The sequence below is a fragment of the Luteimonas composti genome (assembly GCF_042678665.1).
In the GTDB taxonomy this organism is placed as follows: Bacteria; Pseudomonadota; Gammaproteobacteria; order Xanthomonadales; family Xanthomonadaceae; genus Luteimonas; species Luteimonas composti.
Genome location: NZ_JBHTKU010000005.1, coordinates 352809 through 376665 on the forward strand (window position 1 = coordinate 352809; position 23857 = coordinate 376665).

General features: G+C 67.9%; 16 protein-coding genes. 9 read left to right on the forward strand and 7 right to left on the reverse strand.

The window, feature by feature from the left end:
• Positions 1–6 precede the first annotated feature (6 nt).
• The 8 genes from ACFQ2D_RS16500 to coaE all read left to right on the forward strand — a co-directional run bounded on the left by ACFQ2D_RS16500 (position 7) and on the right by coaE (position 12339).
• Positions 7–849 carry a class I SAM-dependent methyltransferase gene (locus ACFQ2D_RS16500; protein ID WP_280941592.1) on the forward strand — a complete coding sequence of 281 codons (843 nt, stop codon included), beginning with the start codon at positions 7–9 and terminating at the stop codon, positions 847–849.
• 3 nt (positions 850–852) lie between these two features.
• Positions 853–2439, forward strand: coding sequence for a glycosyltransferase (locus ACFQ2D_RS16505; protein WP_280941591.1), 1587 nt, complete (start codon positions 853–855; stop codon positions 2437–2439).
• Positions 2440–2640: 201 nt separating this feature from the next.
• Positions 2641–4530 (forward strand): hypothetical protein, encoded by a 1890-nt coding sequence (locus ACFQ2D_RS16510; protein WP_280941590.1) that lies wholly within the window; start codon positions 2641–2643, stop codon positions 4528–4530.
• Entirely contained in the window at positions 4514–6436 is a 1923-nt protein-coding gene (locus tag ACFQ2D_RS16515) for a hypothetical protein (protein ID WP_280941589.1), read from the forward strand. Before ACFQ2D_RS16510 ends, ACFQ2D_RS16515 begins: the two co-directional genes overlap by 17 nt.
• Before the next feature lie 137 nt (positions 6437–6573).
• The gene (gene pilB, locus ACFQ2D_RS16520; RefSeq protein WP_280941588.1) at positions 6574–8301 is read left to right on the forward strand and encodes a type IV-A pilus assembly ATPase PilB; all 1728 of its coding nucleotides are present in this window, start codon (positions 6574–6576) and stop codon (positions 8299–8301) included.
• 283 nt (positions 8302–8584) lie between these two features.
• Positions 8585–9859 (forward strand): type II secretion system F family protein, encoded by a 1275-nt coding sequence (locus ACFQ2D_RS16525; protein WP_280941587.1) that lies wholly within the window; start codon positions 8585–8587, stop codon positions 9857–9859.
• Between the two features lie 298 nt (positions 9860–10157).
• Positions 10158–11018 (forward strand): prepilin peptidase, encoded by an 861-nt coding sequence (locus tag ACFQ2D_RS16530; protein WP_280941586.1) that lies wholly within the window; start codon positions 10158–10160, stop codon positions 11016–11018.
• Between the two features lie 694 nt (positions 11019–11712).
• Positions 11713–12339 carry a dephospho-CoA kinase gene (coaE, locus tag ACFQ2D_RS16535; protein WP_280941585.1) on the forward strand — a complete coding sequence of 209 codons (627 nt, stop codon included), beginning with the start codon at positions 11713–11715 and terminating at the stop codon, positions 12337–12339.
• A gap of 325 nt (positions 12340–12664) precedes the next feature.
• Here the strand turns inward: coaE and ACFQ2D_RS16540 are convergent, their stop codons facing one another.
• The 3 genes from ACFQ2D_RS16540 to ACFQ2D_RS16550 all read right to left on the reverse strand — a co-directional run bounded on the left by ACFQ2D_RS16540 (position 12665) and on the right by ACFQ2D_RS16550 (position 18395).
• The gene (locus tag ACFQ2D_RS16540; protein ID WP_280941610.1) at positions 12665–13615 is read right to left on the reverse strand and encodes a Nudix family hydrolase; all 951 of its coding nucleotides are present in this window, start codon (positions 13613–13615) and stop codon (positions 12665–12667) included.
• Positions 13616–14392: 777 nt separating this feature from the next.
• Positions 14393–17122 carry a preprotein translocase subunit SecA gene (gene secA / locus ACFQ2D_RS16545; RefSeq protein ID WP_280941584.1) on the reverse strand — a complete coding sequence of 910 codons (2730 nt, stop codon included), beginning with the start codon at positions 17120–17122 and terminating at the stop codon, positions 14393–14395.
• Positions 17123–17483: 361 nt separating this feature from the next.
• Positions 17484–18395, reverse strand: a complete 912-nt coding sequence (locus ACFQ2D_RS16550) for a M23 family metallopeptidase (RefSeq protein WP_280941583.1) — start codon at positions 18393–18395, stop codon at positions 17484–17486.
• A gap of 6 nt (positions 18396–18401) precedes the next feature.
• On the opposite strand from ACFQ2D_RS16550, the gene ACFQ2D_RS16555 reads away from it, so the two are divergent.
• Positions 18402–18884 carry a DUF721 domain-containing protein gene (locus ACFQ2D_RS16555; RefSeq protein WP_386795711.1) on the forward strand — a complete coding sequence of 161 codons (483 nt, stop codon included), beginning with the start codon at positions 18402–18404 and terminating at the stop codon, positions 18882–18884.
• Positions 18885–19180: 296 nt separating this feature from the next.
• Here ACFQ2D_RS16555 and lpxC read toward each other — a convergent pair whose 3' ends face one another.
• The 4 genes from lpxC to ACFQ2D_RS16575 form a co-directional block, all read right to left on the reverse strand.
• Positions 19181–20089 carry a UDP-3-O-acyl-N-acetylglucosamine deacetylase gene (lpxC, locus tag ACFQ2D_RS16560; RefSeq protein WP_280941581.1) on the reverse strand — a complete coding sequence of 303 codons (909 nt, stop codon included), beginning with the start codon at positions 20087–20089 and terminating at the stop codon, positions 19181–19183.
• A 440-nt stretch (positions 20090–20529) separates the two neighbouring features.
• Entirely contained in the window at positions 20530–21765 is a 1236-nt protein-coding gene (gene ftsZ, locus ACFQ2D_RS16565; protein WP_280941580.1) for a cell division protein FtsZ, read from the reverse strand.
• Positions 21766–21884: 119 nt separating this feature from the next.
• Positions 21885–23120: a cell division protein FtsA gene (ftsA, locus tag ACFQ2D_RS16570; protein ID WP_280941579.1), complete on the reverse strand. Its 1236-nt coding sequence runs from the start codon at positions 23118–23120 to the stop codon at positions 21885–21887.
• Positions 23117–23857, reverse strand: a complete 741-nt coding sequence (locus tag ACFQ2D_RS16575; RefSeq protein ID WP_280941609.1) for a cell division protein FtsQ/DivIB — start codon at positions 23855–23857, stop codon at positions 23117–23119. Before ACFQ2D_RS16575 ends, ftsA begins: the two co-directional genes overlap by 4 nt.

Genomic DNA, 23857 nt, shown 5'->3' on the forward strand with positions numbered 1-23857 from the left:
GCCGATATGGACGCAAAGAAGATATTTAGGCTGCTTGTAGCGGATGCGCCGTACCAGCCCGCCACGAATTACTGGCGTGCCGTGGAACTCGACGTGGTCGCCCGCCATGGCCTTCCACCTGGTCGAACGCTTGATCTTGGGTGTGGAGACGGAAAGTTGACACGGGTCTTGGCGTGGGCCGTAGGGAATACACAGGGCCGATCATGGATCGGGGTGGACCCAGACCCGGCAGAAACTGCGCTCGCATCCAACATCGAGCTTTACGACGACGTCCACACCTGTGGGGGTGACCAGATTCCAGAAGAATCGGGATCCTTCGATGTCGTGTTGTCCAACTCGGTCTTGGAACACATTCCGGATATAGAGCCGGTAATCGCAGAAGTAGCGCGCGTGCTGCGGAGGGGCGGCCGCTTCGTATTCACGGTGCCCTCTTCCAACTTCCACTCCTGTTTGGGCGGCCCCCTGTTTGGCCAGATCACTGCCGCATATCGTCGACGTCTCGACGAGCGATGCGCCCACGTGCGGTATTGGGGCCTTGGCGACTGGGCAGCATGTCTTGACAAGCACGGTTTCGATATTTCTGCTCATGTTCAGTACTTGAACCAGAAGCAGACGCGGCGATGGGAGCGACTGTCGAACATGACCGGCGGCCTGCTTTACAATCTACACGGGCATCGCAAGCGCCCGATCGAGATACAGCGGCGATTGAATATGCGCCGACCGAGCCCGTCTTGGCTGGATAGATTCGCCGGCCGGATTTCGCATACTGCACTGCTCGGCGCAGAACTCGAGACGCGCCCCGAAGTTGGCCAACATGCCTGCTTGCTGCTGGACGCGGTAAGGCGCTGAAGAGTGCGAAGTCCTGCCCTCACACTCTGGTCTTTCTTTAAATTCGGGCTAGTCGGCGCATGCTTTGCCGTCATCAACGTTGCGTTGCTCGCATTACTGGTTTCTGCTTGGGGAATGCACTACTTGGCCGCATGCGTCGCCTCCTTCTTTCTGCTGAACTTTCTGAGCTATCTCGCAAACAAGTCAGTTACATTTCGCCTCGGGGCTAAGGTCGTTCGCGGACAGCTTGGGAGGTACTACATCGTGATGGCCGCGAGCCTGGCCGTGAACCTGCTCCTGATGTACTGGCTAGTAGCCGGCATGTCCCTGCATTACCTAGTCGCCAGTGCCATCGTGGCGGTGGCACTGTCTGTTGCGAACTTCTTTGCTCATGCAGCAATCTCGTTCGCAGACTCTTGGATGAAGAAGGACTTCGATTATGAAATCCTTCAGGTATCTGCGTTTTACGCGGGTCATGGCGGCGGCATCGAGATCGTCGCCGGGCATTTGGCATCAACCTGGGCCCAGGCCGGTCTTCGTGTTGCTTGGTGCGCCGGTGGGGATACGCCCGCAGGGAAACTGGCCAGCGGCGTCACTTGCGCTCCAACCGCGTACTGGGACCCAATGGAGCGGCATGCAGGCTTGCCGATGCCAATCTGGCCTGTATCAGGGCTTATTACGCTATGGCAGACCATGCGTCGGTCGCGTGCAGTATTGGTGCACGACTCGCTGTACGTTCCCAGCATGGTGGCCGTGGTGTTCGCACGGCTGCAGCGCAAGCCAGTTATTCTCACTCAACATATCGGCGAACTTCCAGTTCAAAGCCCTCTTGTCCGAACAGCGGTTCAGCTCGCCAATCGAACTGTGGGACGCTGGATGCTGTCCGGGGCCACCCAAGTGGTGTTCATTGCCACTGCTGTGCAGAACTACTACCTCCGCTTCGTGCGCTTCCGCAGGCCCCCATTACTGATCCCCAACGGCGTTTCACACCACCTTTTTTACGCAACGCAACGAGACCGCCCCGCGATTGACGAAGGTATTAGCCTTCTTTTTGTTGGCCGGTTTGTCGAGAAGAAGGGCGTACATTTGTTGCGCGCCTGCATGGATATCCCGGGAGTTTGCTGGACCCTAGTGGGGAAAGGGCCGCTTGACCCGGCCCAATGGCCGGAGCGCCACGCTAACGTGAAGCTCCTTGGACACACCGAGCCTGACACGCTCGCACAGCTCTACCGACATGCTGACCTCTTGGTGCTGCCGAGCGTTGGCGAAGGATTTCCTCTTGTTATTCAGGAGGCACTAGCATGTGGCACGCCTGTGCTCGTCAGCACGGAGGTGGCGGACAATTGGACCGAGGCAGACCCCAACTGCGTCTTCCGGGTAGATGTGACAGAACCGGGAGCGGGCTCACGTTTGCGTGAAGCTATTGAGGCTTTGGCCCGCAACCCGGTCAGACTGCATTTGGCTCGGCGGCAGGCGGTTGAACTCGCGAAACGATGGTCCTGGGAAGTCTGTGCTCAGGCATATATCGACGCGTTCATCAGGATCGCCGACTCCGGTTGTGACGGACCAAACTCAGTTGGTTCCTTTAAGACACCGGCATATCGGGACTGACCGCAGTCTAGCGCAGTAAGGCAATCGAAATTCCGCCCACTGCGCATGCAATAACGCTGGCTGTGAGCTCCTCAGGGACCAATGAACAAGGTACTCACAACGCGTTCGCACACGACCTCGCACGTGAAGGGATGCGACCTCGTGGCACACCCGTCAAGAGATCTTGACCGGTTGCCCCTTGTGGCGGGTGCCCTCTGGGGCTTGGCCGCACTGCTCTACTTTCGTCGCTACTTCGGCATCTACCACGACTCGATCCTGTACTTAGGCCAAGGGCTCATGACGCGCTGGCCCAGCATCTACGGCCAGGACATGTTCTTTCAGCACGGCAGCCAAACCGACTATTCGGTGCTGCCGCTACTTCTGGGCAAGGCATTCGGCGTGTGGACTCCGCCGGTCGCCTTCATGTGGGGAACGCTTGCCAGCCTTCTGCTCTTCTGGGCGGCCAGCTGGTATGCCTTGCGCGCGCTCATGCCCGCGCGGCAGCGCTACTGGGCCTGGCTCGCCACGCTATGCCTGCCGGCCATGTATGGCGTGGTGAGCATCTTTAGCTACAACGAGAAATTTCTCACCGCGCGCCCGCTCGCCGAGGGCTGCAGCCTCCTGGCGGTCGGGATGTTCGCACGCGGGTGGACTTGGCGGGCACTGCTCGCGCTCGCAGCTGCGGCCGCGTTCCATCCACTGCAAGCCCTCGGTGCTGCCGCAATCCTGTGGGTTTGGCTGGTGTTCCGCGATCGGCGCTGGATGCACGCTACATGGCTGGCGGTTCCCACAATGCTGCTCGCGGTCGCCGGTATCGCGCCATTCGACGGGTTGTTCCGCCGGCCCGATCCGGAGTGGATGGCCGCAATCCACGAGTCCTACCACCTTTTCGTGACCCGCTGGGACCTCAACTCGCTCAAGGCGCTCGGTTTCGACGTTGTGCTGTTGGCATTCGGGTGGCGCCTTCTGGGGACGGAGTTCTCGCAATGGTGCCGGGCCGCGCTGATCGGACTGGGTTTGGGAATCGGCGCCAATCTGGTGCTGGTTGACTGGCTGGAACTGATCTTGCCGGTCAGCCTGCAGCCGTGGCGCGTGCAATGGTTGGCGCACTGGTTCGCCATCGCAGCCCTGGCCGCCCTGCTGTTTCGGGATATGCAGGCGCGAGACTACGGTCGCATATTGCTGCTTGTGCTGGCTGCGCAGCTGGCATGGGGCGAGACCGCCGTCGGCTGGGTGGGCATGATTCTCCTCTATATCGCCTGGCCCCGACTGGTGCAGCCGCCGCGCGCGCACCTCCGTCCGCTGCTGGCGTGCGTATTCGCGCTGATGCTAGCCTTCCTGTTGGCCAACCACCTCGTCGACGAGTTGCAGCGGTTCGGTGAGGCAGGCTACCGCTTGGACGCCTACGCCTTCGACCTGCGAATACTGGTCTTCCCCGCGCTCGCCCTGGGCCTGCCCCTGCTGGGCTTGCTCGCGTGGGAGCGAAGTGGCCTCAAACTTCGGCTGGCAATACTGGTCGCCGGCGTTGTACCGTTGCTCGCGTGGTCCGCCTGGACTTGGGACGGACGCACCGCGATGATGCGCCAGTTCGAAAACTCGGCGTTCCGCGAGGATGTCTTCGGAGTCATGCTGCCCAATGGGGCACAGGTGTTCTGGGAACCCGAGGCGCTCGTTGGGTCGTGGCTGGTCCTGCAGCGACCCAACTATTTCAGCCCCAGCCAGCTCGCGGGCCAGATGTTCAACCGTGGCACCTTTGTGGTGGGCAGGGAGAGGCGCACTCGCATGCAGCCGCTGATGGACGAGGGTGCCCGGTGCAGGCGCGATCCGGCTGCGTTCGTTGCCGGCCAGTGCCAGATCAGTGAAGCGGCCCTGCACGCGGCGTGTGAACCCGGGACGACGCGCGCACCGGACTACCTGGCGCTCAGCTATCCGCTGCGGTATCCAGCGCTCGGCATATGGCTGTTTGATGCGCCCCAGCCCGCACAGCGACTCATCTACCGGCTGTATGGCTGCGCCGAACTGATGCAACTGATGGAGGCAGGCAACGACGTCGCCGACGGCCATCCCGACACCACCGACGCAACAGGGCCCTTCGATGCCATTCGTCACTGAATCGCAACCTGCCCCGTGGCGCGAGCGTGCACCGGCGGCCATCGCAGGGGCCCTGCTGGGCCTGTCCATGCTCCTGCTTCTCCGGCGCTACTGGGGCCTAGACCATGATTCGGCGCTTTACCTCGGCCAGGCCTTGCTGCAGCGCTGGCCGGAGATCTATGCCAAGGATCTGTTCTTCGCGCATGGCAGCCAGGGCAGCTACACGCTGTTCCCATGGCTGATCGCACAGGCCATGGAGTGGCTGGATCCGTCGACCCTGTTCCGGTCCGGCGCCCTGCTGGGCCTGGTGTTCTTCGCCGCTGCCGGCTGGTATGCGCTGCGCGCGCTCCTTCCGCCCGAGCAGCGCTATTGGGCCTGGCTGGGGGTGGTCTGCCTGCCGACCGTCTACGGGACGACCCACATCTTCGGGTACGCCGAGTCGTTCATGACTCCGCGCACCTTCGCCGAGCCGCTCTGCCTTGTGGCGATCGGGCTGCTCGCCCGCCGCCGATGGCAGCTCGCCGCGGCCTGTGCCGCAGTCGCCGGCGTGCTCCATCCATTGCAGGCGATCGCCGCGGTACTGGTGGTGTGGCCGTGGCTGGTCACCCAGGATCGTCGCTGGCTGCACGCGGCTTGGCTGGCCGTGCCCGTGGCATTGGTCGCCATGGCCGGCGTCAGGCCTTTCGACGGTCTGTTCCGCGTGATCGATCCTGCGTGGATGGAGGAACTGCTGCGCTTCAACGGGCAGTTGTTCGTGTCCCGACTCCGGCCGTTCGACTACAAGACAGTGGTGCTGGACACGTTCCTGCTTGCGCTGGCATGGCGCAGCCTGCGCGGTCCCTTCGGCACCTGGTGCGCGGCAGCTCTGTCGGGACTCTGGCTCGGCCTGCTGGCCAGCCTGCTGCTCGTGGATGCGCTGCACCTTGAGCTGCCGGCAGCGCTGCAGCTGTGGCGGGCCCACTGGCTGGCGCACTGGTTCGCCATGGCCGCGATGGCCGCCCTGCTCTATCGAGACGCGAGGTCCGGTGACGGGCCACGAGGCCTGCTGCTGGCGCTGACATTCCTCATCGCCTGGGGCACCTCAGCCTGGATGTGGCTGCTGCCCGCGGCGTTCTACGTCGCGTGGCCGTATGCATCGCCGCATCTGCGCCCGAGGGTCCGGCTGCTTCTGGGCGCGCTGTTCGTGGCGATCATGCTGGTGCTGTTGGCCAACCACGTGATGGGGGAGCTGATGGCCTTCGAGCGGGTCGCGCACCGGCTCGACCTTTACGCGATCGACCGCCGGCTGCTGCTCTTCCCCCTGGTTGCACTGGGACTGCCCCTCCTTGGACTGCTGGTCTGGAGCCACTGCGGGGAACGCCGCCGGCTGATTCTGGTTGCGTTGATCCTGTGCCCGCTGCTCGTCGCCGCCCTGGTGCGTTGGGACGTACGCCACCCGACCACGCGCGCACTGGAGTCGAATGCGTTCCGGAGCGACCTGTTCGGGGTCGAACTGCCCACCGATGCGCAGGTGTTCTGGGACGGCGTCAGCCTGGTGGGTCCCTGGCTGACGCTGCAGCGTGCGGACTATTTCAGCCCGCAGCAGGTCTCCGGCGTCATCTTCAACCGGGGAACTTCCCGCGACGCGATCGAGCGGATCGAACGGGTCGGCCTGCTGTCGCAACAGAGTCTCTACTGTCGCGAACTCCCCCCGGGCAGCGACGAGGCCCGGGCCTGCCATGCCGACGACGACGCGCTGCGCCGGGCTTGCGGGCCCGGACCCGCGCCGGGGCCCGACTATCTCGTCCTGCTCGTCCCCCAGCCGCAGCGCGCCGCCGGAACCTGGACCGTCGAGGATCCCGTCGAGGGCGGGCCGCTGGCGACGTACTACCTGTACCGGTGTACCGACATCATGGCCGAACTGGGGCGCCCCCCGGCCGCCGAATAGCGGGTGGCCTGCCCCGTCGCGCTGGTCCGGGGCTGCGCCGTTCCACCAGGTCGCCGAGCGGGAACAGCCCACCGGGCAGGAGCGGCCGCACATCCGGGCGCCCCTGCGGTACAGTTTTCAGCAATAGGAGGATCCCCATGAATGCAGCGCCCACCGCCAATCTCGTCGGCATCACCGGCATCGCCCGACGCCTGGTCATGGACGGGGCCCTGGACGAGGCGGCCGCCCGCGAGGCGCTGGACAAGGCCACCGCGGAGCGCCGGCCGGTGGGCGCCTGGATGCGCGAGCACAAGCTGGTGACCGCGGCGCAGATGGCCGCCGCCAACTCGATCGAGTTCGGCATGCCGGTGTTCGATCCCGCGACCATGGACGCCGCCGCCAGCGCGGTGAAGCTGGTCAGCGAGGAGCTGCTGAACAAGCACCAGGTGCTGCCGCTGTTCAAGCGTGGGGCCAAGCTCTTCGTGGGGACATCCGACCCGACCAACAGCCATGCGCTGGACGAGCTGAAGTTCCACACCAACCTGGTGGTGGAGCCCATCCTGGTCGACGAGGACAGCATCCGCCGCACGCTCGAGCTCTGGCTGCAGGCGGCCGACGGCTTCGGCGAGTCGCTCGACGATGCCGAGGGACTGGAAAACCTGGACGTCGAGGCCGGTACCGACGACGACGCCAAGGAAGGGGGCGTCGACGGCAAGCAGGACGACGCGCCGATCGTCAAGTTCGTCAACAAGGTGCTGATCGACGCGATCAAGCGCGGCGCCTCGGACATCCATTTCGAGCCCTACGAAACCGACTACCGCGTGCGCCTGCGCGTGGACGGCATCCTCAAGCAGTCGGCCAAGATGCCGGTGAAGCTGCATTCGCGCGTGACCGCGCGCCTGAAGGTGATGGCGCAGCTGGACATCGCCGAGAAGCGCATCCCGCAGGACGGGCGCATCAAGCTCAACCTCAGCAAGACCAAGCAGATCGACTTCCGCGTCAGCACCCTGCCCACGCTGTTCGGCGAGAAGGTGGTGCTGCGTATCCTCGATGCCGGCGCGGCCAAGCTCGGCATCGACAAGCTGGGCTACGAGGAAGACCAGCAGAAGCTGTTCATGGACGCCATCCACAAGCCCTACGGCATGGTGCTGGTCACCGGCCCCACCGGCTCGGGCAAGACGGTGTCGCTGTACACGGCGCTGGGCATCCTCAACAACGAGGAGCGCAACATCTCCACGGTGGAGGACCCCGTGGAAATCCGCCTGCCGGGCGTGAACCAGGTGCAGCAGAACGAGCGCCGCGGCATGACCTTCGCCGCCGCCCTGCGCAGCTTCCTGCGCCAGGACCCGGACATCATCATGGTCGGCGAAATCCGCGACCTGGAGACGGCCGAGATCGCGGTCAAGGCGGCGCAGACCGGCCACATGGTGCTGTCCACCCTGCATACCAACGATGCGCCGCAGACCATCGCGCGCCTGATGAACATGGGCATCGCGCCCTACAACATCATCAGCTCGGTGACCCTGGTGATCGCCCAGCGACTGGCGCGCCGGCTGTGCGAGAAGTGCAAGCGGCCGGTGCAGCTGCCCGACCACGCGCTGCTGGCCGAGGGCTTCACCGAGGCCGAGATCAACGAGGGCTTCACCGTGTACGAGGCCGGCGGCTGCGACGACTGCACCAACGGCTACAAGGGCCGCACCGGTCTCTACCAGGTGATGCCGATGACCGACGAGATTGCGGCCATCGTGCTCGAGGGCGGCAACGCCATGCAGATCGCCGACGCGGCCCAGCGGTCGGGCGTGCGCGACCTGCGCCAGTCCGCCCTGCTGAAGGTGAAGAAGGGCATGACCAGCCTTGCCGAGATCAACCGCGTCACCAAGGATTAGTCGGACCGCGCGCGGCGACGCGGCACCAGCCAGACGGCGATGCATTTGGCTGGGGATCCTCCAGGGCGGGGGCCGGTGGTTCCGGCCTCGCCCGTCGCGTCGGCAGTGGCGCGGACGCACCTAGCCGGGCCGGTTCGCACCTGCCGCGGGGGGAGCTTCGGACCGGCGTCCAAAACCCTGCGCGCCGTCACAGAGACAAATTTCACTTCCCTCCGTAAAGGGTTACCATGCAAGGGATTTCCCGGCTGGGGAGGCCGGGCTCGCTGCTGCAGGGGACTAGCTGATGGCCGTGACACGTTCCGCCACCAAGCCCAGCGCGAGGACCGCCAAGCCGGTCCGCGAAGGGGTGAACATGCCGACCTTTGTCTGGGAGGGCACGGACAAGCGCGGCAAGAAGATGAAGGGCGAGCAGCAGGCCCGCAACGCCAACCTGCTACGCGCGGAGTTGCGCAAGCAGGGCATCCAGCCTTCGGTCGTCAAGCCCAAGCCCAAGCCGCTGTTCGGTGGCGCAGCGAAGAAGGTCACCCCCAAGGACATCGCGGTCTTCAGCCGCCAGCTGGCGACGATGATGAAGTCCGGCGTGCCCATCGTGATGGCGCTGGAGATCATCGGCAACGGCCAGAAGAATCCCAAGATGAAAAGCCTGGTGGACGAGCTGCGGCTCGACCTCGAGGCCGGCTCGTCGATCTACGAGGCGATGAGCAAGCATCCTGTGCAGTTCGACGAGCTGTACCGCAACCTGGTGCGGGCCGGCGAATCCTCCGGCGCGCTGGAGACGGTGCTCGAGACGATCGCCACGTACAAGGAGAACATCGAATCGGTCAAGGGCAAGATCAAGAAAGCCTTGTTCTACCCGATCGCGATCATCGGCGTGGCGATACTGGTGTGCGCCATCCTGATGATTTTCGTGGTGCCGATCTTCAAGGAGCAGTTCGCCAGCTTCGGCGCGGACCTGCCCGCATTCACGGCCCTGGTGTTCGGTTTCTCCGAGATCATGGTGAAGTGGTGGTGGGCGATGCTCATCATCGCGCTGGGCGCGTTCGCGGTATTCATGTACTTCTACAAGCGCTCGCTGAAGCTGCAGCACACTATCGACCGCCTGATGCTGAAGATTCCGGTGATCGGGCAGGTGCTGCGCAGTTCCTCGATCGCGCGCTTCTCCCGCACGCTCGCGGTGACCTTCAAGGCCGGCGTGCCGCTGGTCGAAGCGATGGACAGCGTGGCCGGCGCCACTGGCAACCGCGTGTACACGGACGCGGTCTACCAGATGCGCGACGACGTCGCGGTCGGCTATCCGCTCAACATGGCGATGAAGCAGGTGGGCGTCTTCCCGCACATGGTGGTGCAGATGACGGCGATCGGCGAGGAGGCGGGCGCCTTGGACACCATGCTCTTCAAGGTGGCCGAGTTCTACGAGGAAGAGGTCAATAACGCCGTCGACGCGATTTCCAGCCTGATCGAGCCGTTCGTGATGGTGATCATCGGAACGATGGTGGGCGCGATCGTCATCGCGATGTACCTTCCGATCTTCAAGATCGCGATGACCGTGATGGGCTGACGTCGCGCGGGGCGACGCGGCGCTCGCGGTATGCTGTCGCAGGCGTGTCCGGCCCGGCGGTCGCGGAGGATGGCATGGCCCTGTCCGGCCGCAGAGGCCGGATGTGGCTGCCCGGGACGGGCCGCACCAGCCACGACCCGTCCGCCGCAAACGGCAAACCGCGCCACGCTTCCCTCAGGCTGATTGAATGGCATACCCCGACAGCGCCCCGACGATCCCCGCATGCGCCGCCACGCGCCGCGCCAACCGCATGCAGCCGCCCGCCCGCGTGGTGGCCGACCATCCACAGGCTGACTGAATGGCATTCCTGGACCAGAATCCCGCGCTCGGCTACCCGCTCGTGGCCGGGCTCGGCCTGCTCGTGGGCAGCTTCCTCAATGTGGTGATCCTGCGCCTGCCGCGGCGCATGGAATGGGAGTGGAAGCGCGACGCGCGCGAGACGCTCGGCGAACCGGAACTCTACGACCCGCCTCCACCGGGGATCGTGGTGGAACGTTCGCACTGCCCGCACTGCGGGCACCAGCTGTCCTGGTACGAGAACATTCCTGTGCTGAGCTGGGTCGCGCTGCGCGGCCGCTGCCGCAGCTGCAAGGCGCCGATCTCGGTGCAGTACCCGGCGGTGGAATTGGTGACCGCGCTGCTGTGCCTGGCCTGCGTGTGGCAGTTCGGCTTCGGCTGGCAGGGCTTCGGCGCCTGCCTGCTCAGCTGTTTCCTGGTGGCGCTGTCGGGCATCGACCTGCGCACGCAGCTGCTGCCCGATTCCCTGACCCTGCCGTTGATGTGGCTCGGCCTGATCGCCTCGCTGGACAACCTCTACATGCCGGCGAAGCCCGCGCTGCTGGGCGCGATCGCGGGCTACGTCAGCCTGTGGTCGGTGTGGTGGCTGTTCAAGCAGGTCACCGGCAAGGAAGGCATGGGCCACGGCGATTTCAAATTGCTGGCGGCGCTGGGTGCCTGGGTGGGGCTGGCGGGCGTGCTGCCGATCATCCTGCTCTCCTCGCTGGTGGGCGCGGTGGTGGGCTCGATCTGGCTGTTCGCCAAGGGTCGCGACCGCGCGACGCCGATCCCGTTCGGCCCCTATCTGGCGGTGGCTGGCTGGATCGTCTTCATGTGGGGCGAGCAACTGGTCGGCGCGTACCGGGATTACGCGGGGTTCTAGCGGCGGGCCCCTCCCCGCCCGTGCGATAAGGCCGGGATCGGGACTGGGTAGTCGGCTGTTCTCCTTCCCCCGCACGCGGGGAAGGCCGGGATGGGGACAGGCGGAGCCGCGCTACCTCTCGCACGCTGCGACCTGACACGCCCCCACCCCAACCCTCCCCCGCAGGCGGGGGAGGGAGGGATACCGGCGGACGCACATCCCCGGTTCAACCGCAGCGAGCGGAGCCCGCCCTGTTCCTTCCGCTCGCGGGGGAAGGCCGGGATGGGGCAGGCGGAGCCGCGCTACCTCTCGCACGCTGCGACCTGGGACACCCCCACCCCAGCCTTCCCCCGCACGCGGGGGAGGGCGTGGATCCCGCCGCACGTTCCCGGTTCAACAGCAGAGCGGCCACACGTTCCCGGTTCAATGGCAGCGAGTGGAGCCCGCCCTGCTCCTTCCCCCGCTCGCGGGGGAAGGCCGGGATGGGGGCAGGCGGAGCCGCGCTACCTCTCGCACGCTGCGACCTGGGACACCCCGCCCCAATCCTCCACGCACGCGGGGAGGGAGCGGATCTCGCCGTGCTCCGTCCCCCGCTCGCAGGAAGCCCGAGATGGGGCACGTGACGCCGTGTCGGACCTTACGCATCCAACCGTTCGCAATCCTCCCGCGTCCCGACACGGGTCCGCTTTCCCCCAACCCCATGCACAATCCCCCCATGGCCAAGTACATCGTGGGACTGACCGGCGGCGTGGCCTCCGGCAAGACGGCAGTGAGCCGCCTGTTCGAGGCGCGCGGGGTGACGGTTGCCGACGCGGACATCGCCGCGCGCGATGCCGTGGCGCTGGGCAGCGAGGGATTGGCCGAGGTGGTGGCCAGCTTCGGAACGGGCGTGCTCGCTGCCGATGGCACGCTCGACCGTCCCGCGATGCGCCAGCGCGTGTTCGCCGACGACACAGCGCGGCTGCGGCTGGAGGCCATCGTGCATCCGCGCGTGCGCGCCCTTCTGCGCGCGCAGTGCGACGCCGCGCCCGGGCCGTATGCGATCGCCGCCATCCCCTTGCTGGCGGAGGCCCAGGCGGCGGGTGGCGGCAGCGCGCGCGAGGTCTACCCGTGGCTGCACCGCGTGCTGGTGATCGACGTTCCCGTGGCGTTGCAGCGCGCGCGCCTGCTGGCCCGAGACGGTATCGATGAAGTACTGGCCGACCGCATGATCGCCGCGCAGGCCACGCGCCAGCAGCGACTCGCCATCGCCGACGACGTGATCGTCAACGACGGCCCGCTGGAAGCGCTGGACGCGCAGGTGGCTGAGTTCGATGCGCGCTACAGGTTACTGGCCGGCTGAGGCCATCGGCGCGCGGGGCGCACGCTCCGGTCGGCATGGCCTGGTCGCCGGATCCCCGTCACGGCGTGTGGGTGTGTGGCGCCATCGGGTTGCGTCGCGAAGGATCGCCAGGCCGCACGTCATTGGCGCTGGATGGGTCGAACGGTCGCTGACGGGGTCATGCCAGGGACTCCGGAGGCGCGGGGCGGAGCTGCCGCCGTCAGCACGTACCGCTTCCGACATGGCGCATCAGTCGTCGACGGATGGCCGCCGGACCGTGGCCGGCATCGCGGCACCCCGCTGACGGCGGATCTGGTGTGCGTTCGACCGCAGGCGTCGGCGTGATTTACGCCTGCGCACCGGGCCAGAGGCCGCGGATGGCCGCGATGCCCTGCGCGCCATGGCCGCGGGCAGTGGCGACGTCGTCCGGCGCGAGCCCGCCGATGGCGTAGAGCGGCAGCGACGAGCGCGCGCGCAGCTGTTCGAAGCGGTCCCAGCCGATGCCGGGCTGGCCGGGATGGCTGGCGGTAGGCCGGACCGGGCCCAGGATGGCGAAGTCGCAGCCAAGCGCCTGTGCGTGCTCGAGTTCGGCTTCGTCGTGGCAGGACGCCGACAGCGGCTGGTCAGCCCCGACCGGCCGTTCGCGGCACATGCGCAGCATCGCCGACGGCAGGTGCAGCCCGACGCCGGCCTCGCGGGCGAACGCCGGATCGCCATTGACGAAGGCCTGGGCGCCGGCGGCGCTGCAGCAGGCGAGCGCCTGCGCCCGCAGGGCGTCGCGCCGTGCCGGCTCCAGTCCTGGCAAGCGCAGTTGCACGCGGCGCACTCCGCCGTCGAGGGCCGCCTGGAGGGCGGCAAGCCAGGCCACGTCGTCGACCGGCAACGGCGTGACCAGGCAGTGGTCGGGCTGCAGCAGGGCGGCGACCACCGGCAGGTCGGGCGCGGGCATGTCGTAGCGGCCGAGCTTTTCCGGCTGCACCCAGGCCAGGCCCTGCCCCTCGCAGCCCTTGGGCGTCCCACGCCAGGAATGGATGCGGCGGACGTCGAGCCGCAGCAGGCGGCTGGGGGTGCGGTGCGGCACCACCATCACCGGCGCGCCGACCTCCACCTCGATGCCGAGCTCCTCGGCGAGTTCGCGTGCCAGCGCCGCCTCCGGGGACTCGCCCGCCTCGACCTTGCCGCCCGGAAACTCCCACAGGCCGGCCAGTTCGCGCCCCGCGCCACGCCGGGCCAGCAGCACGCGGCCGCGCTTGTCGGTAATCACCCCCGCCATGACGTGGACGGTGGCGGCGGGGATTCCGGGTGACGCGGTCTGGAGCGGTCTGGCGACGTGCACGGGCGAGGCAGGAATGCGCAGGAAGGCAGGGTAGCAAAGCTGCAGGCGTGCGGAAGGGGTACGAGGCCGCGTCTTGCTCCTTCCCCCGCTTGCGGGGGAAGGTCGGGATGGGGTCACGCGCCGAAGGCGCGCGCCGGGTGGCGTAGCGACCTGCCGGGCGCCCACCCCAGCCCTCCCCCGCGAGCGGGGGAGGGAGCGGATCGGGACGGCTGTTCGGGTCGGGCAAGGCCATCCGCAGTCAAACGGAGGGAGTCAGGTCCTGCTCCTTCCCCCGCTTGCGGGGAAGGTCGGGATGGGGGCACGCGCCGACCTGCTGGCCCCACCCCAGCCCTGCCCCGCGAGCGGGGGAGAAGCGAATCGGGACGGCTGTGCGGATCGGGACGGCTGTGCGGGTCGGGCGAGGCCATCCGCAGTCAAACGGAGGGAGTCACGCCCTGCTCCTTCGCCCGCTTGCGGGGGAAGGTCGGGATGGGGGCACGCGCCGAAGGCGCGTTAGGTGACGCAGCGATCTGCTGCTGGCCCCCACCCAGCCCTCCCCCGCGAGCGGGGGAGGGAGCGGATCGGGACGGCGGTGCGGATTAGGCGAGGCCATCCGCAGGCAAAGGAAGGGAGCCGTGCCCTGCCCCTTCCCCGCCTGCGGGGGAAGGTCGGGATGGGGGCGGGTGACGTCGCGGCGAACCCGCCGGCTGCAGCGCGCGCGGACGGATCGCCGCCGCGCTGGCGTCCGCAGCGACTGCGTCAGGCCAGCTGGCCGTGGCAGTGCTTGTACTTCTTGCCGCTGCCGCAGGGGCAGGGATCGTTGCGGCCGATCTTGGCGCCGTCGCGGACCACCTGCGCCGGCTGGCCGTGCTGGTAGTCGGGCTGGGCGGCTTCCTCGTCGGCACCGTACCCGCCGACGTCGGCGTGCTGGAACTGCGCCTGGCGCAGGCGCGCCTCGATCTGCGCGCGCTCCTGCGCCTCGATCGCGGCCACCTCGTCCTCGGTGCGCACGCGCACGCGGGCGAGCATGGTCACCACCTCGCGCTTGACCTTGTCCAGCATCTCGCTGAACAGCTCGAACGCTTCCTTCTTGTATTCCTGCTTGGGCTGCTTCTGCGCATAGCCGCGCAGGTGGATGCCCTGGCGCAGGTAGTCCATCCGGCCCAGGTGCTGCTTCCAGTTGTCGTCGAGCACGTTGAGCATGATGTGCTTCTCGAGCGCGCGCATCGTCTCGGCGCCGATCTGCGCCTCCTTCTGCTCGAACACGCGGTCCAGCTCCTCGCGCACGTGGTCCTGGATGCCCTCGGCATCGAGTTCCTTGCGCGCGGCGGCCAGGCCCTGCAGGTCCAGGCGCAGGCCGAATTCCTGCTCCAGCGTGGCCTCCAGGCCCGGCAGGTCCCACTGGTCGTCGATCGACTCGGGCGGGACGAAACGCTCGACCGCCTCGGCCACCACGTCGCCGCGGATGCCGTCGATGTTGTCCTTCACGCTCTCGGCGTCGAGCAGCTCGTCGCGCTGGCCGTAGATCACCTTGCGCTGGTCGTTGTTGACGTCGTCGAAGTCGAGCAGGTTCTTGCGGATGTCGAAGTTGTGGGCCTCGACCTTGCGCTGCGCGTTGGCGATCTGCTTGGACACCAGCGGCGACTCGATGATGTCGTCTTCCTTCAGGCCCATGCGCGCCATCACCTTCTGCACCCAGTCGGCGGCGAAGATGCGCATCAGGTTGTCTTCGAGCGACAGGTAGAAGCGGCTCGAGCCCGGGTCGCCCTGGCGGCCGGAACGGCCGCGCAGCTGGTTGTCGATGCGGCGCGACTCGTGGCGTTCGGTGCCGAGGATGTGCAGGCCGCCGAGCGCGACGACCTCGTCGTGGCGCTTCTGCCACTCCTCGCGCACGCGCGCCCGGTCGGCGTCGCTGGCGCCCTCGCCCAGCGCATGCAACTCGGCTTCCAGCGAGCCGCCCAGCACGATGTCGGTACCGCGGCCGGCCATGTTGGTGGCGATGGTCACCGCCTTGGGGCGGCCGGCGTTGGCGATGATCTGCGCCTCGCGCTCGTGCTGCTTGGCGTTGAGCACCTCGTGCGGGATCTTCTCGCTGCGCAGGAACTGCGACAGCAGCTCGGACACCTCGATCGAGGTGGTGCCCACCAGCACCGGCTGGCCGCGCTCGTAGCAGTCCTTGATCTCGTTGCAGACCGCGCGGTACTTGCCGTTGCGGTTGAGGAACACCGCGTCCGGATGGTCGACGCGGATCATCGGGCGGTGGGTCGGGATCACCACCACTTCCAGTCCGTAGATGCTGTTGAACTCGAAGGCTTCCGTGTCCGCGGTGCCGGTCATGCCCGAGAGCTTTCCGTACATGCGGAACAGGTTCTGGAAGGTGATGCTGGCCAGCGTCTGGTTCTCGCGCTGCACCGGCACGCCTTCCTTGGCCTCGACCGCCTGGTGCAGGCCGTCGGACCAGCGGCGCCCGGTGAGGGTGCGGCCGGTGAACTCGTCGACGATCACCACCTCGCCGTCGCGGACGATGTAGTCGACGTCGCGCTGGTACAGCGCGTGCGCGCGCATCGCCGCGTTGAGGTGGTGCACCACGTGGATGTTGTGCGGCGCGTAGAGGTCGTCGCCCTCGGCGAGGATGCCGGCCTTGTGCAGCAGCGCCTCGGCGTGCTCCTGCCCGGCTTCGGACAGGTGCACCTGCTTGCCCTTCTCGTCCACCCAGTAGTCGCCCACGCCGTCCTCGACCTCCTGCCGCTTGAGCGAAGGGACGATGCGGTTGACCTTGATGTACAGCTCGGGCGACTCGTCGGCCGGGCCGGAGATGATCAGCGGGGTGCGCGCCTCGTCGATCAGGATCGAGTCCACTTCGTCGACGATGGCGTAGTTCAGGCCGCGCTGGAAGCGGTCGCCCTTCGACATCGCCATGTTGTCGCGCAGGTAGTCGAAGCCGAACTCGTTGTTGGTGCCGTAGGTGATGTCGGCGCGGTAGGCGGCGTGCTTGTCGCCGTGCGGCATGCCCGGATAGACCACGCCCACGCTCAGGCCCAGCCAGTTGTAGAGCCTGCCCATCTGCGCGGCGTCGCGGCGTGCCAGGTAGTCGTTCACCGTGACCACGTGCACGCCCTTGCCCTCGAGGGCGTTGAGGTAGCACGGCAGGGTCGCGACCAGGGTCTTGCCCTCGCCGGTGCGCATCTCGGCGATCTTGCCCATGTGCAGGACCATGCCGCCGATCAGCTGCACGTCGTAGTGGCGCATGCCCAGCACGCGCACGCTGGCCTCGCGGCAGACGGCGAAGGCCTCGGGCAGCACCTTGTCCAACGACTCGCCGTTGGCGACGCGCTCGCGCAGTTCGGGGGTCTTGGCCTGCAGTTCGGCGTCCGACAGCGCCTGCATCTGGGGTTCGAGGGCGTTGATCTTCTTGACGATGCCGCCGAGCTGCTTGATGAGGCGTTCGTTGCGGCTGCCGAAGACGCTGGTGAGCAGGCGATTGAGCATGGGTTTACCGGAAGCTGGGACGGGGCCGGCGGCTGCGCCGGATGGACGCGCCGGCAATGAAAAAGGGCGCAGTGGCGCCCTTTTCGATGGCAACGCGCATTGTACCGTGGTGGCGGGGTCCCGCGTTTGCAAGGGGCGCCAGACGTCCCCCCCATGGGACCCGCGATGCGGAACGCGTCGCCACGCGCGACATCGGTGAACGACCCGCCGTAGCCACCCGGCGCCCCTGGTGCTGGCCCGGGACCAGGCCCGCAGCGGCTCACCGAGCCTTGGTCGCTGCTGCCCAGCGCCTCGAGTCCCTGCCAGAAGCGCACGCGCCCCCGCAAGGACGCATCGCCCGGAAGGCGGTCGGCCGGCGTCCTCAGCCGCGCCTGGCGTCCATGTCGCCGAGGAACTTGCGCGGGTTGTGCACGCGCCCGTTCTCCCAGACCTCGAAGTGCACGTGGGCACCGGTCGATCGGCCGGTCGAGCCGGCGCGGGCGATCTCCTGGCCTACGCGGACCAGGTCGCCCACCTTCACCGTATTGCGCGAGTTGTGCGCGTAGCGGGTGACGAAGCCGTTGCCGTGGTCGACCTCGACCACGTTGCCGTATCCGCTGCGCACTCCCGAATAGCTGACCACGCCATCGGCCACGGTCATCACCGGATCCCCGGTGTTGGCGTCGAAGTCGATGCCCTTGTGGTACTGGCGGCCGCCGCCGAACGGATCGGCGCGTCCACCATAGCCGGAGGTGATGTAGCTGTTGGCGACGGGCGAACGCGAGGGCATCGCGTTGCGCTCGAGCTCCTGGTCGAACAGCAGCGCCTCGAGCACCGACAGCTGCCGGCCGGCGCTGCCGAACTGCGCACCGACCTCGTCCAGGCCGCCGACCAGCTGGCGCGCCGGCATGTCCTGGCTGGGCTCGGCGCCGCCGACGCCCACCGGCCTGTCGAAATCGAACTCGCCGTCGCCGAGCTTGGCGATGCGGGTGAGGCGGTCGCCCAGCGCGTTGAGCCGGTTGGCCTGGGCCTGCAGTTCGCCCAGGCGCGCGGCCAGGGCATTGAGTTCGCGCTGCGCCTCGCGGCGGGTGTTGTCGAGCGCCTGCTCCTGGCTGGCAACCTGGCGCTGCATGCGGGTCATCGCGGAGGCGTTGAGCCCGGCCCCGACGACCAGTCCGGCGCCTACCAGGACCAGGGCGGCGGCCACCGGCCGTTCGTGCAGTCGCTTGCGCGCGCGTTCGCCGAGGTTCCTGAGCGTCGACAGCGCCTGCACGGAAATTGTGTGTAAAGTCATAGGTGTATGTCTGATTCCCGATCGCGGCGGTCCAGTTCGCCAAAGGTGCCGCCTGCTGCGGATCGCTCCGCGACCATGCAGTCGGCGCTCGATGCACTGCTGTCCGGTACTGCCCGCGACCCGGTGCGTCATGCACTGGGCCTGGAAGCGCTGGACCGCCAATTGCGTCCCCTCCTGCCGCCCGGACTGGCCATGCATGTGAAGCTGGCCAATGTCGTGGACGGCAGATTGGTGTTCCTCGCCGATTCGCCCGTCTGGCACGCCCGGCTTCGCCTGGCGACCGACCAGTTGCTCGGCGCCGCCCGCTCCGTCGGGCTGGAAGTGCATGAAGTCGCCATCCGGACGACCTCGCAACCGCTGGGACCACAGCCTCCCCAGGCCGCGCCCCGCCCCCGTGTCCCGGGCCCGGCTGCACAGGAGGCGTTCCGCGCCGCGCTGGACACCCTGGCCGACGACACCGGGCCGGCGGACCGCAAGCCCCACGGATAAAGGGAACTGCGGTGTCCGCGAGTGGTTGCCCCGGCATCCCGGCCGGCCACGCGGACAGGGCATGCTAGCGGCCACCCTCCGTCGGGTCGTTAAGCGTCCGCTTCACAGATGCTTATTTTTCGTTAAATTTCCGTAACGATTCCGCATTTTCGACGGCCGCACGGGGGCTGCAGGCGTGAAGACGCCGTCGAGGCGGTTCAGCGAAGAGGGCGCGTTGTGAACACGCCGCGCGCCGAATCACGACCACGTTCACGGAACGGCGCCAGCGGATCGCTGGTTGGGATGTGGGCGGCCGGTCAGGCCGCGACGGGTTCGCCGTAGAGGACCGGCGGCGGCGCGGTCTTCGGGAAGGTGACCTCGTCCCAGGCCGACTGGTCGGCCAGCAGCGCACGCACGAGCTTGTTGTTGAGCGCGTGCCCGGACTTGTAGCCCTCGAAGGCGCCAAGGATCGGGCGTCCCGCCAGGTAGAGGTCGCCGACCGCGTCGAGGATCTTGTGGCGGACGAACTCGTTGGCGTAGCGCAGGCCGTCGTCGTTGAGCACGCGGAACTCGTCGAGCACGATGGCGTTGTCCATCGAGCCGCCGAGGCCGAGGTTGCGCTCGCGCATGTATTCCAGGTCGCGCATGAAGCCGAAGGTACGCGCGCGGCTGACTTCGCGGATGTAGTTGCCGGTAGAGAACTCCACTTCGGCGCGCGATTGCGACTGCGGGATGGCCGGGTGGTCGAACTGCACGGTGAAACCGAGGCGGAACCCGTCGTAGGGTTCGAACCGCGCGATCTTGTCGCCCTCGCGCACCTCGACCGGGCGCTTGATGCGGATGAAGCGCTTGGGCGCGTCCTGCTCGACGATGCCGGCGGACTGCAGCAGGAACACGAACGGGCCGGAGGAGCCGTCCATGATCGGCACCTCCGGCGCGGACAGCTCGACGTAGAGGTTGTCGATGCCGAGGCCGGCCAGCGCCGACATCAGGTGCTCGACGGTCTGCACCTTGGCGCCCTCGCAGGTCAGGCCGGTGCACAGCGTGGTCTCGGTCACCAGGTCGCCCGAGGCCGGGATCTCGACCACCGGGTCGAGGTCGACGCGACGGAACACGATGCCGGTATCGGGCGCGGCCGGGCGCAGCGTCAGGAACACCTTGTTGCCGCTGTGCAGGCCCACGCCCGTCGCGCGGATCACGTTCTTGATGGTGCGTTGCTGCGGCATCGGTGCGGCCTGTAAGGGTCCCTGGCGGCCCCTGGGCGCGGGGCAACGCCGCAGATTATCACCCGACCCGCTGAACTGAACGGGAGTGGAGGTGAAGGTGGCGTGTACCGGGCGGGGTCGGGATGGCTTGTTCCTGTTCTATCAGCAGGGCGAAGCATTTGGCGTTGGACGCCGTGGCGGCCTGGCGGCCAGGACTCCGAACGTGCCCCCACCCTTCCCTCCCCCGCAAGCGGGGGAGGGAAAGGCCGCGAGCGGCGAGTCGAAGGCCGCAAGCGGAGTCGAAGGTCACAAGCGGGAGTGAAAGGCCGCAGCGGCGAGGGAAAGGGTCCGCGAGGATGGCGCGAACCCTGCCCTGCCGCCCTGCCCTTCCCCCGCATGCGGGGGAAGGCCGGATGGGGGCCAGCCCGACGCCGCGCCAGCGACCCTTCGCCGCCGCTTCCTCAGTCCGCCTGGCGGCGCAGGAACGCCGGGATGTCGAGGTAGCTGTCACTGCCGAAGTCGGCCACCTGCGGCGCGGCCGGCGCGGACTCCGCGGCGACGCTGCGGCCGCGCAGGCTGGAGGCGATGCTGCCACCCGAGGCATAGGCGTCGCTGCCGTCCTCGACGAACATGCCGGTGGTGCCGTCGCGCTTGCCGGTATTGATCAGCTGCACGTGCGGGCGGCGGACCGTCTCGTACGAGCCGTGGTCGCTGCGGCCGGTGCCGCGCGCCACGCCGCGGTTCAGGCCGGTCGCCACGACGGTCACGCGCACGTCGTCCTGCATGTCCGGGTCGAGCACGGTGCCGATCACGATGGTCGCGTCCTCGCTGGCGAAGTTCTCCACGGTGCGGCCGACCTCGTCGAACTCGCTCATGGTGAAGTCCGGGCCCGCGGTGATGTTGACCAGGATGCCGTTGGCGCCGGCCAGGTTGACGTCGTCCAGCAGCGGGTTCTGGATCGCCGACTCGGCCGCGGCCTGGGCGCGGTCGTCGCCGCGGGCGTGGCCGGTGCCCATCATCGCCAAGCCCATCTCGGACATGACGGTGCGCACGTCGGCGAAGTCGACGTTGATCAGGCCCGGGCGCACGATCAGGTCGGCGATGCCCTGCACGGCGCCGAGCAGCACGTCGTTGGCGGCGCGGAAGGCCTGGACCATGGTGGCGTTGCGGCCGAGCACGGTGATCAGCTTCTCGTTGGGGATGGTGATCAGCGAGTCGCAGTGCGAGGACAGGTCCTCGATGCCCTTGAGCGCGACCTGCATGCGGCGGCGGCCCTCGAACGGGAACGGCTTGGTGACCACGGCCACGGTCAGGATGCCCATTTCCTTGGCCAGCTGCGCCACGACCGGCGCCGCGCCGGTGCCGGTGCCGCCGCCCATGCCGGCGGTGATGAAGACCATGTCCGCGCCCTGCAGCGCATCCATGATGATCTCGCGGTCCTCGAGCGCGGCTTGGCGACCCACTTCCGGGTTGGCGCCGGCACCCAGGCCCTTGGTGACGTTGCCGCCGAGCTGCAGCTGCAGCTTGGCGCCGCAGTTGCGGATCGCCTGCGAGTCGGTGTTGGCGGTGATGAACTCGACGCCGTCGACGCTGCTGTTGACCATGTGCGCGACCGCGTTGCCGCCGCCGCCGCCCACGCCGATCACCTTGATGACGGCGTTCGGAGCCATCTTTTCCACCAGTTCGAAATGTGCCATGTCCTTGTCCTCTCTAGTTATCTGATAGTTATCGGTTCACCGGTTGCCACGTACCGCAAAGCTTCGCCTTCGTCGTCGTCTCGTCCTGTCCGCGCGCACGCGCCCTCCCGCGGGAAACATCAGAATTCCCCCCGGAACCACGTGCCGAGTTTCTTGAGCAGGCTGCCCGCCTTGCCGGTCGGCAGGGACGGACGCCGCGGATTCTCGATCTGGCTGCCCATCAGCAGCAGGCCCACGCCGGTGGCATGGACCGGGTTGTTCACCACTTCGCCCAGGCCGGTGACGTGCTGCGGAATGCCCACGCGCACCGGCATCTGCAGCATTTCCTCGGCCAGCTCGACCACGCCTTCCATCTTCGCGGCGCCGCCGGTGAGCACCATGCCGGCGCGCACGTGCTGCTCGAAGCCCGAGCGGCGCAGCTCGGCCTGCACCATCTCGAAGATCTCCTCGTAGCGCGCCTGCACCGCCTGCGCCAGCGACTGGCGCGGCAGGCGCCGCGGCGGGCGGTCGCCCACGCTCGGCACCTGGATCGATTCCTCCGACGTGGCCAGCTGCGCCAGCGCGCAGGCGTAGCGCACCTTGATCTGCTCGGCCTCGGGCGTGGGCGTGCGCAGCATGTGCGCGATGTCCTCGGTGACCTTGTCGCCGGCGATCGGCAGGCTGGCGGTGTGGCAGATCGCCCCCTGCACGAACACCGCCAGGTCGGTGGTGCCCGCACCCATGTCCACCAGCACCACGCCCAGTTCGCGCTCGTCTCCGGTGAGCACGGCGGTGCTCGAGGCCAGCGAGGACAGCACCAGGTCGTCGATCTGCAGCCCGCAGCGCTGCACGCACTTGCTGATGTTGGCCGCGGCCGACTGCGCGCACACCACCAGGTGCGCGTGCACCTCCAGGCGCACGCCGGTCATGCCGACCGGGTTGCGGATGCCTTCCTGCGAATCGTCGAGCACGTACTCGCGCGGGATCGCGTGCAGGATCTTCTGGTCGGCCGGAATGGCGACGGCCTTGGCCGCGTCGAGCACGCGGTCGAGGTCGGCCCAGGTCACCTCGCCGTCGCGGATCGGCACGATGCCGTTGGAGTTGCGGCACTGCACGTGGTTGCCGCTGATCGAGGCGTAGACGCTGCGGATCTCGCAGCCGGCCATCAGCTCGGCCTCCTCGATCGCACGCTGGATCGACTGCACGGTCGACTCGATGTCGACCACGACGCCGCGCTTGAGGCCGCGGGATTCGTGGGAGCCGATGCCGATCACCTCGATCGGATTGCCCGGCGAATACTCGCCGACCAGGGCCACCACCTTGGAGGTGCCGATGTCGAGGCCGACGATCAGGGCCTTGTCGCCTTTGCGGTTCATGTGGAGGAGCCGGAATTCGTGGTGGATGCGGTAGGAGCGATGGGATCGCCCCAGGTCAGGGCGAAGCCGTTGGTGTAACGCAGGTCGGCGCGCTGCAGCGCCTGCTGGTTCCGCGCGAGCAGCTGCGGCAGCACGCGCGCGAAGCGCTTCAGGCGCAGGCGCGCCTCCTGGCTGCCGACCACCACTTCGACGCCGTTGTCGAGGGTGAGCGACCAGCTGTCGCGGCTGTCGAGCGCCAGGCGCGCGACGGCGTGGCCACTCGGCGCGAACATGTCGCGCGATTCGTTGTAGAGCGCGACCACGTCCGGCACGCGCGCATCGGCGGCGGCGAGCTGCGGCAGACCCTCGGGCACCTCGATGCCGGCGACCGGGAACAGCCGCCCCTGCTCGGACAGCAGCCGGTCCTCGCCCCAGCGTGCGAACGGGCGGTGTTCGGTGATGCGCACCTCCAGCACGTCCGGCCAGCGCTTGCGCACCTCGGCGTGCTCGACCCATGGCAGCTGCGCGATCGCCGCCCGCGCCTGGTCGAGGCGGACGGCGAAGAAGCCCGAGGACGCGTACGGGAGCAGGGTGTCGCGCAGGCGCGCGGTGTCCACCCGCTCCAGGCCGTCGTTGACCCGCAGGGTGCGCAGCGGCCAGCGCTCGGCGCCGATCCAGCCGTTGAGCACCGCGACCACGGGCAGTGCCACCAGGGCGATGGCGACCGCCCAGGTGCCGACCTGCAGGGTGCGGCGCAG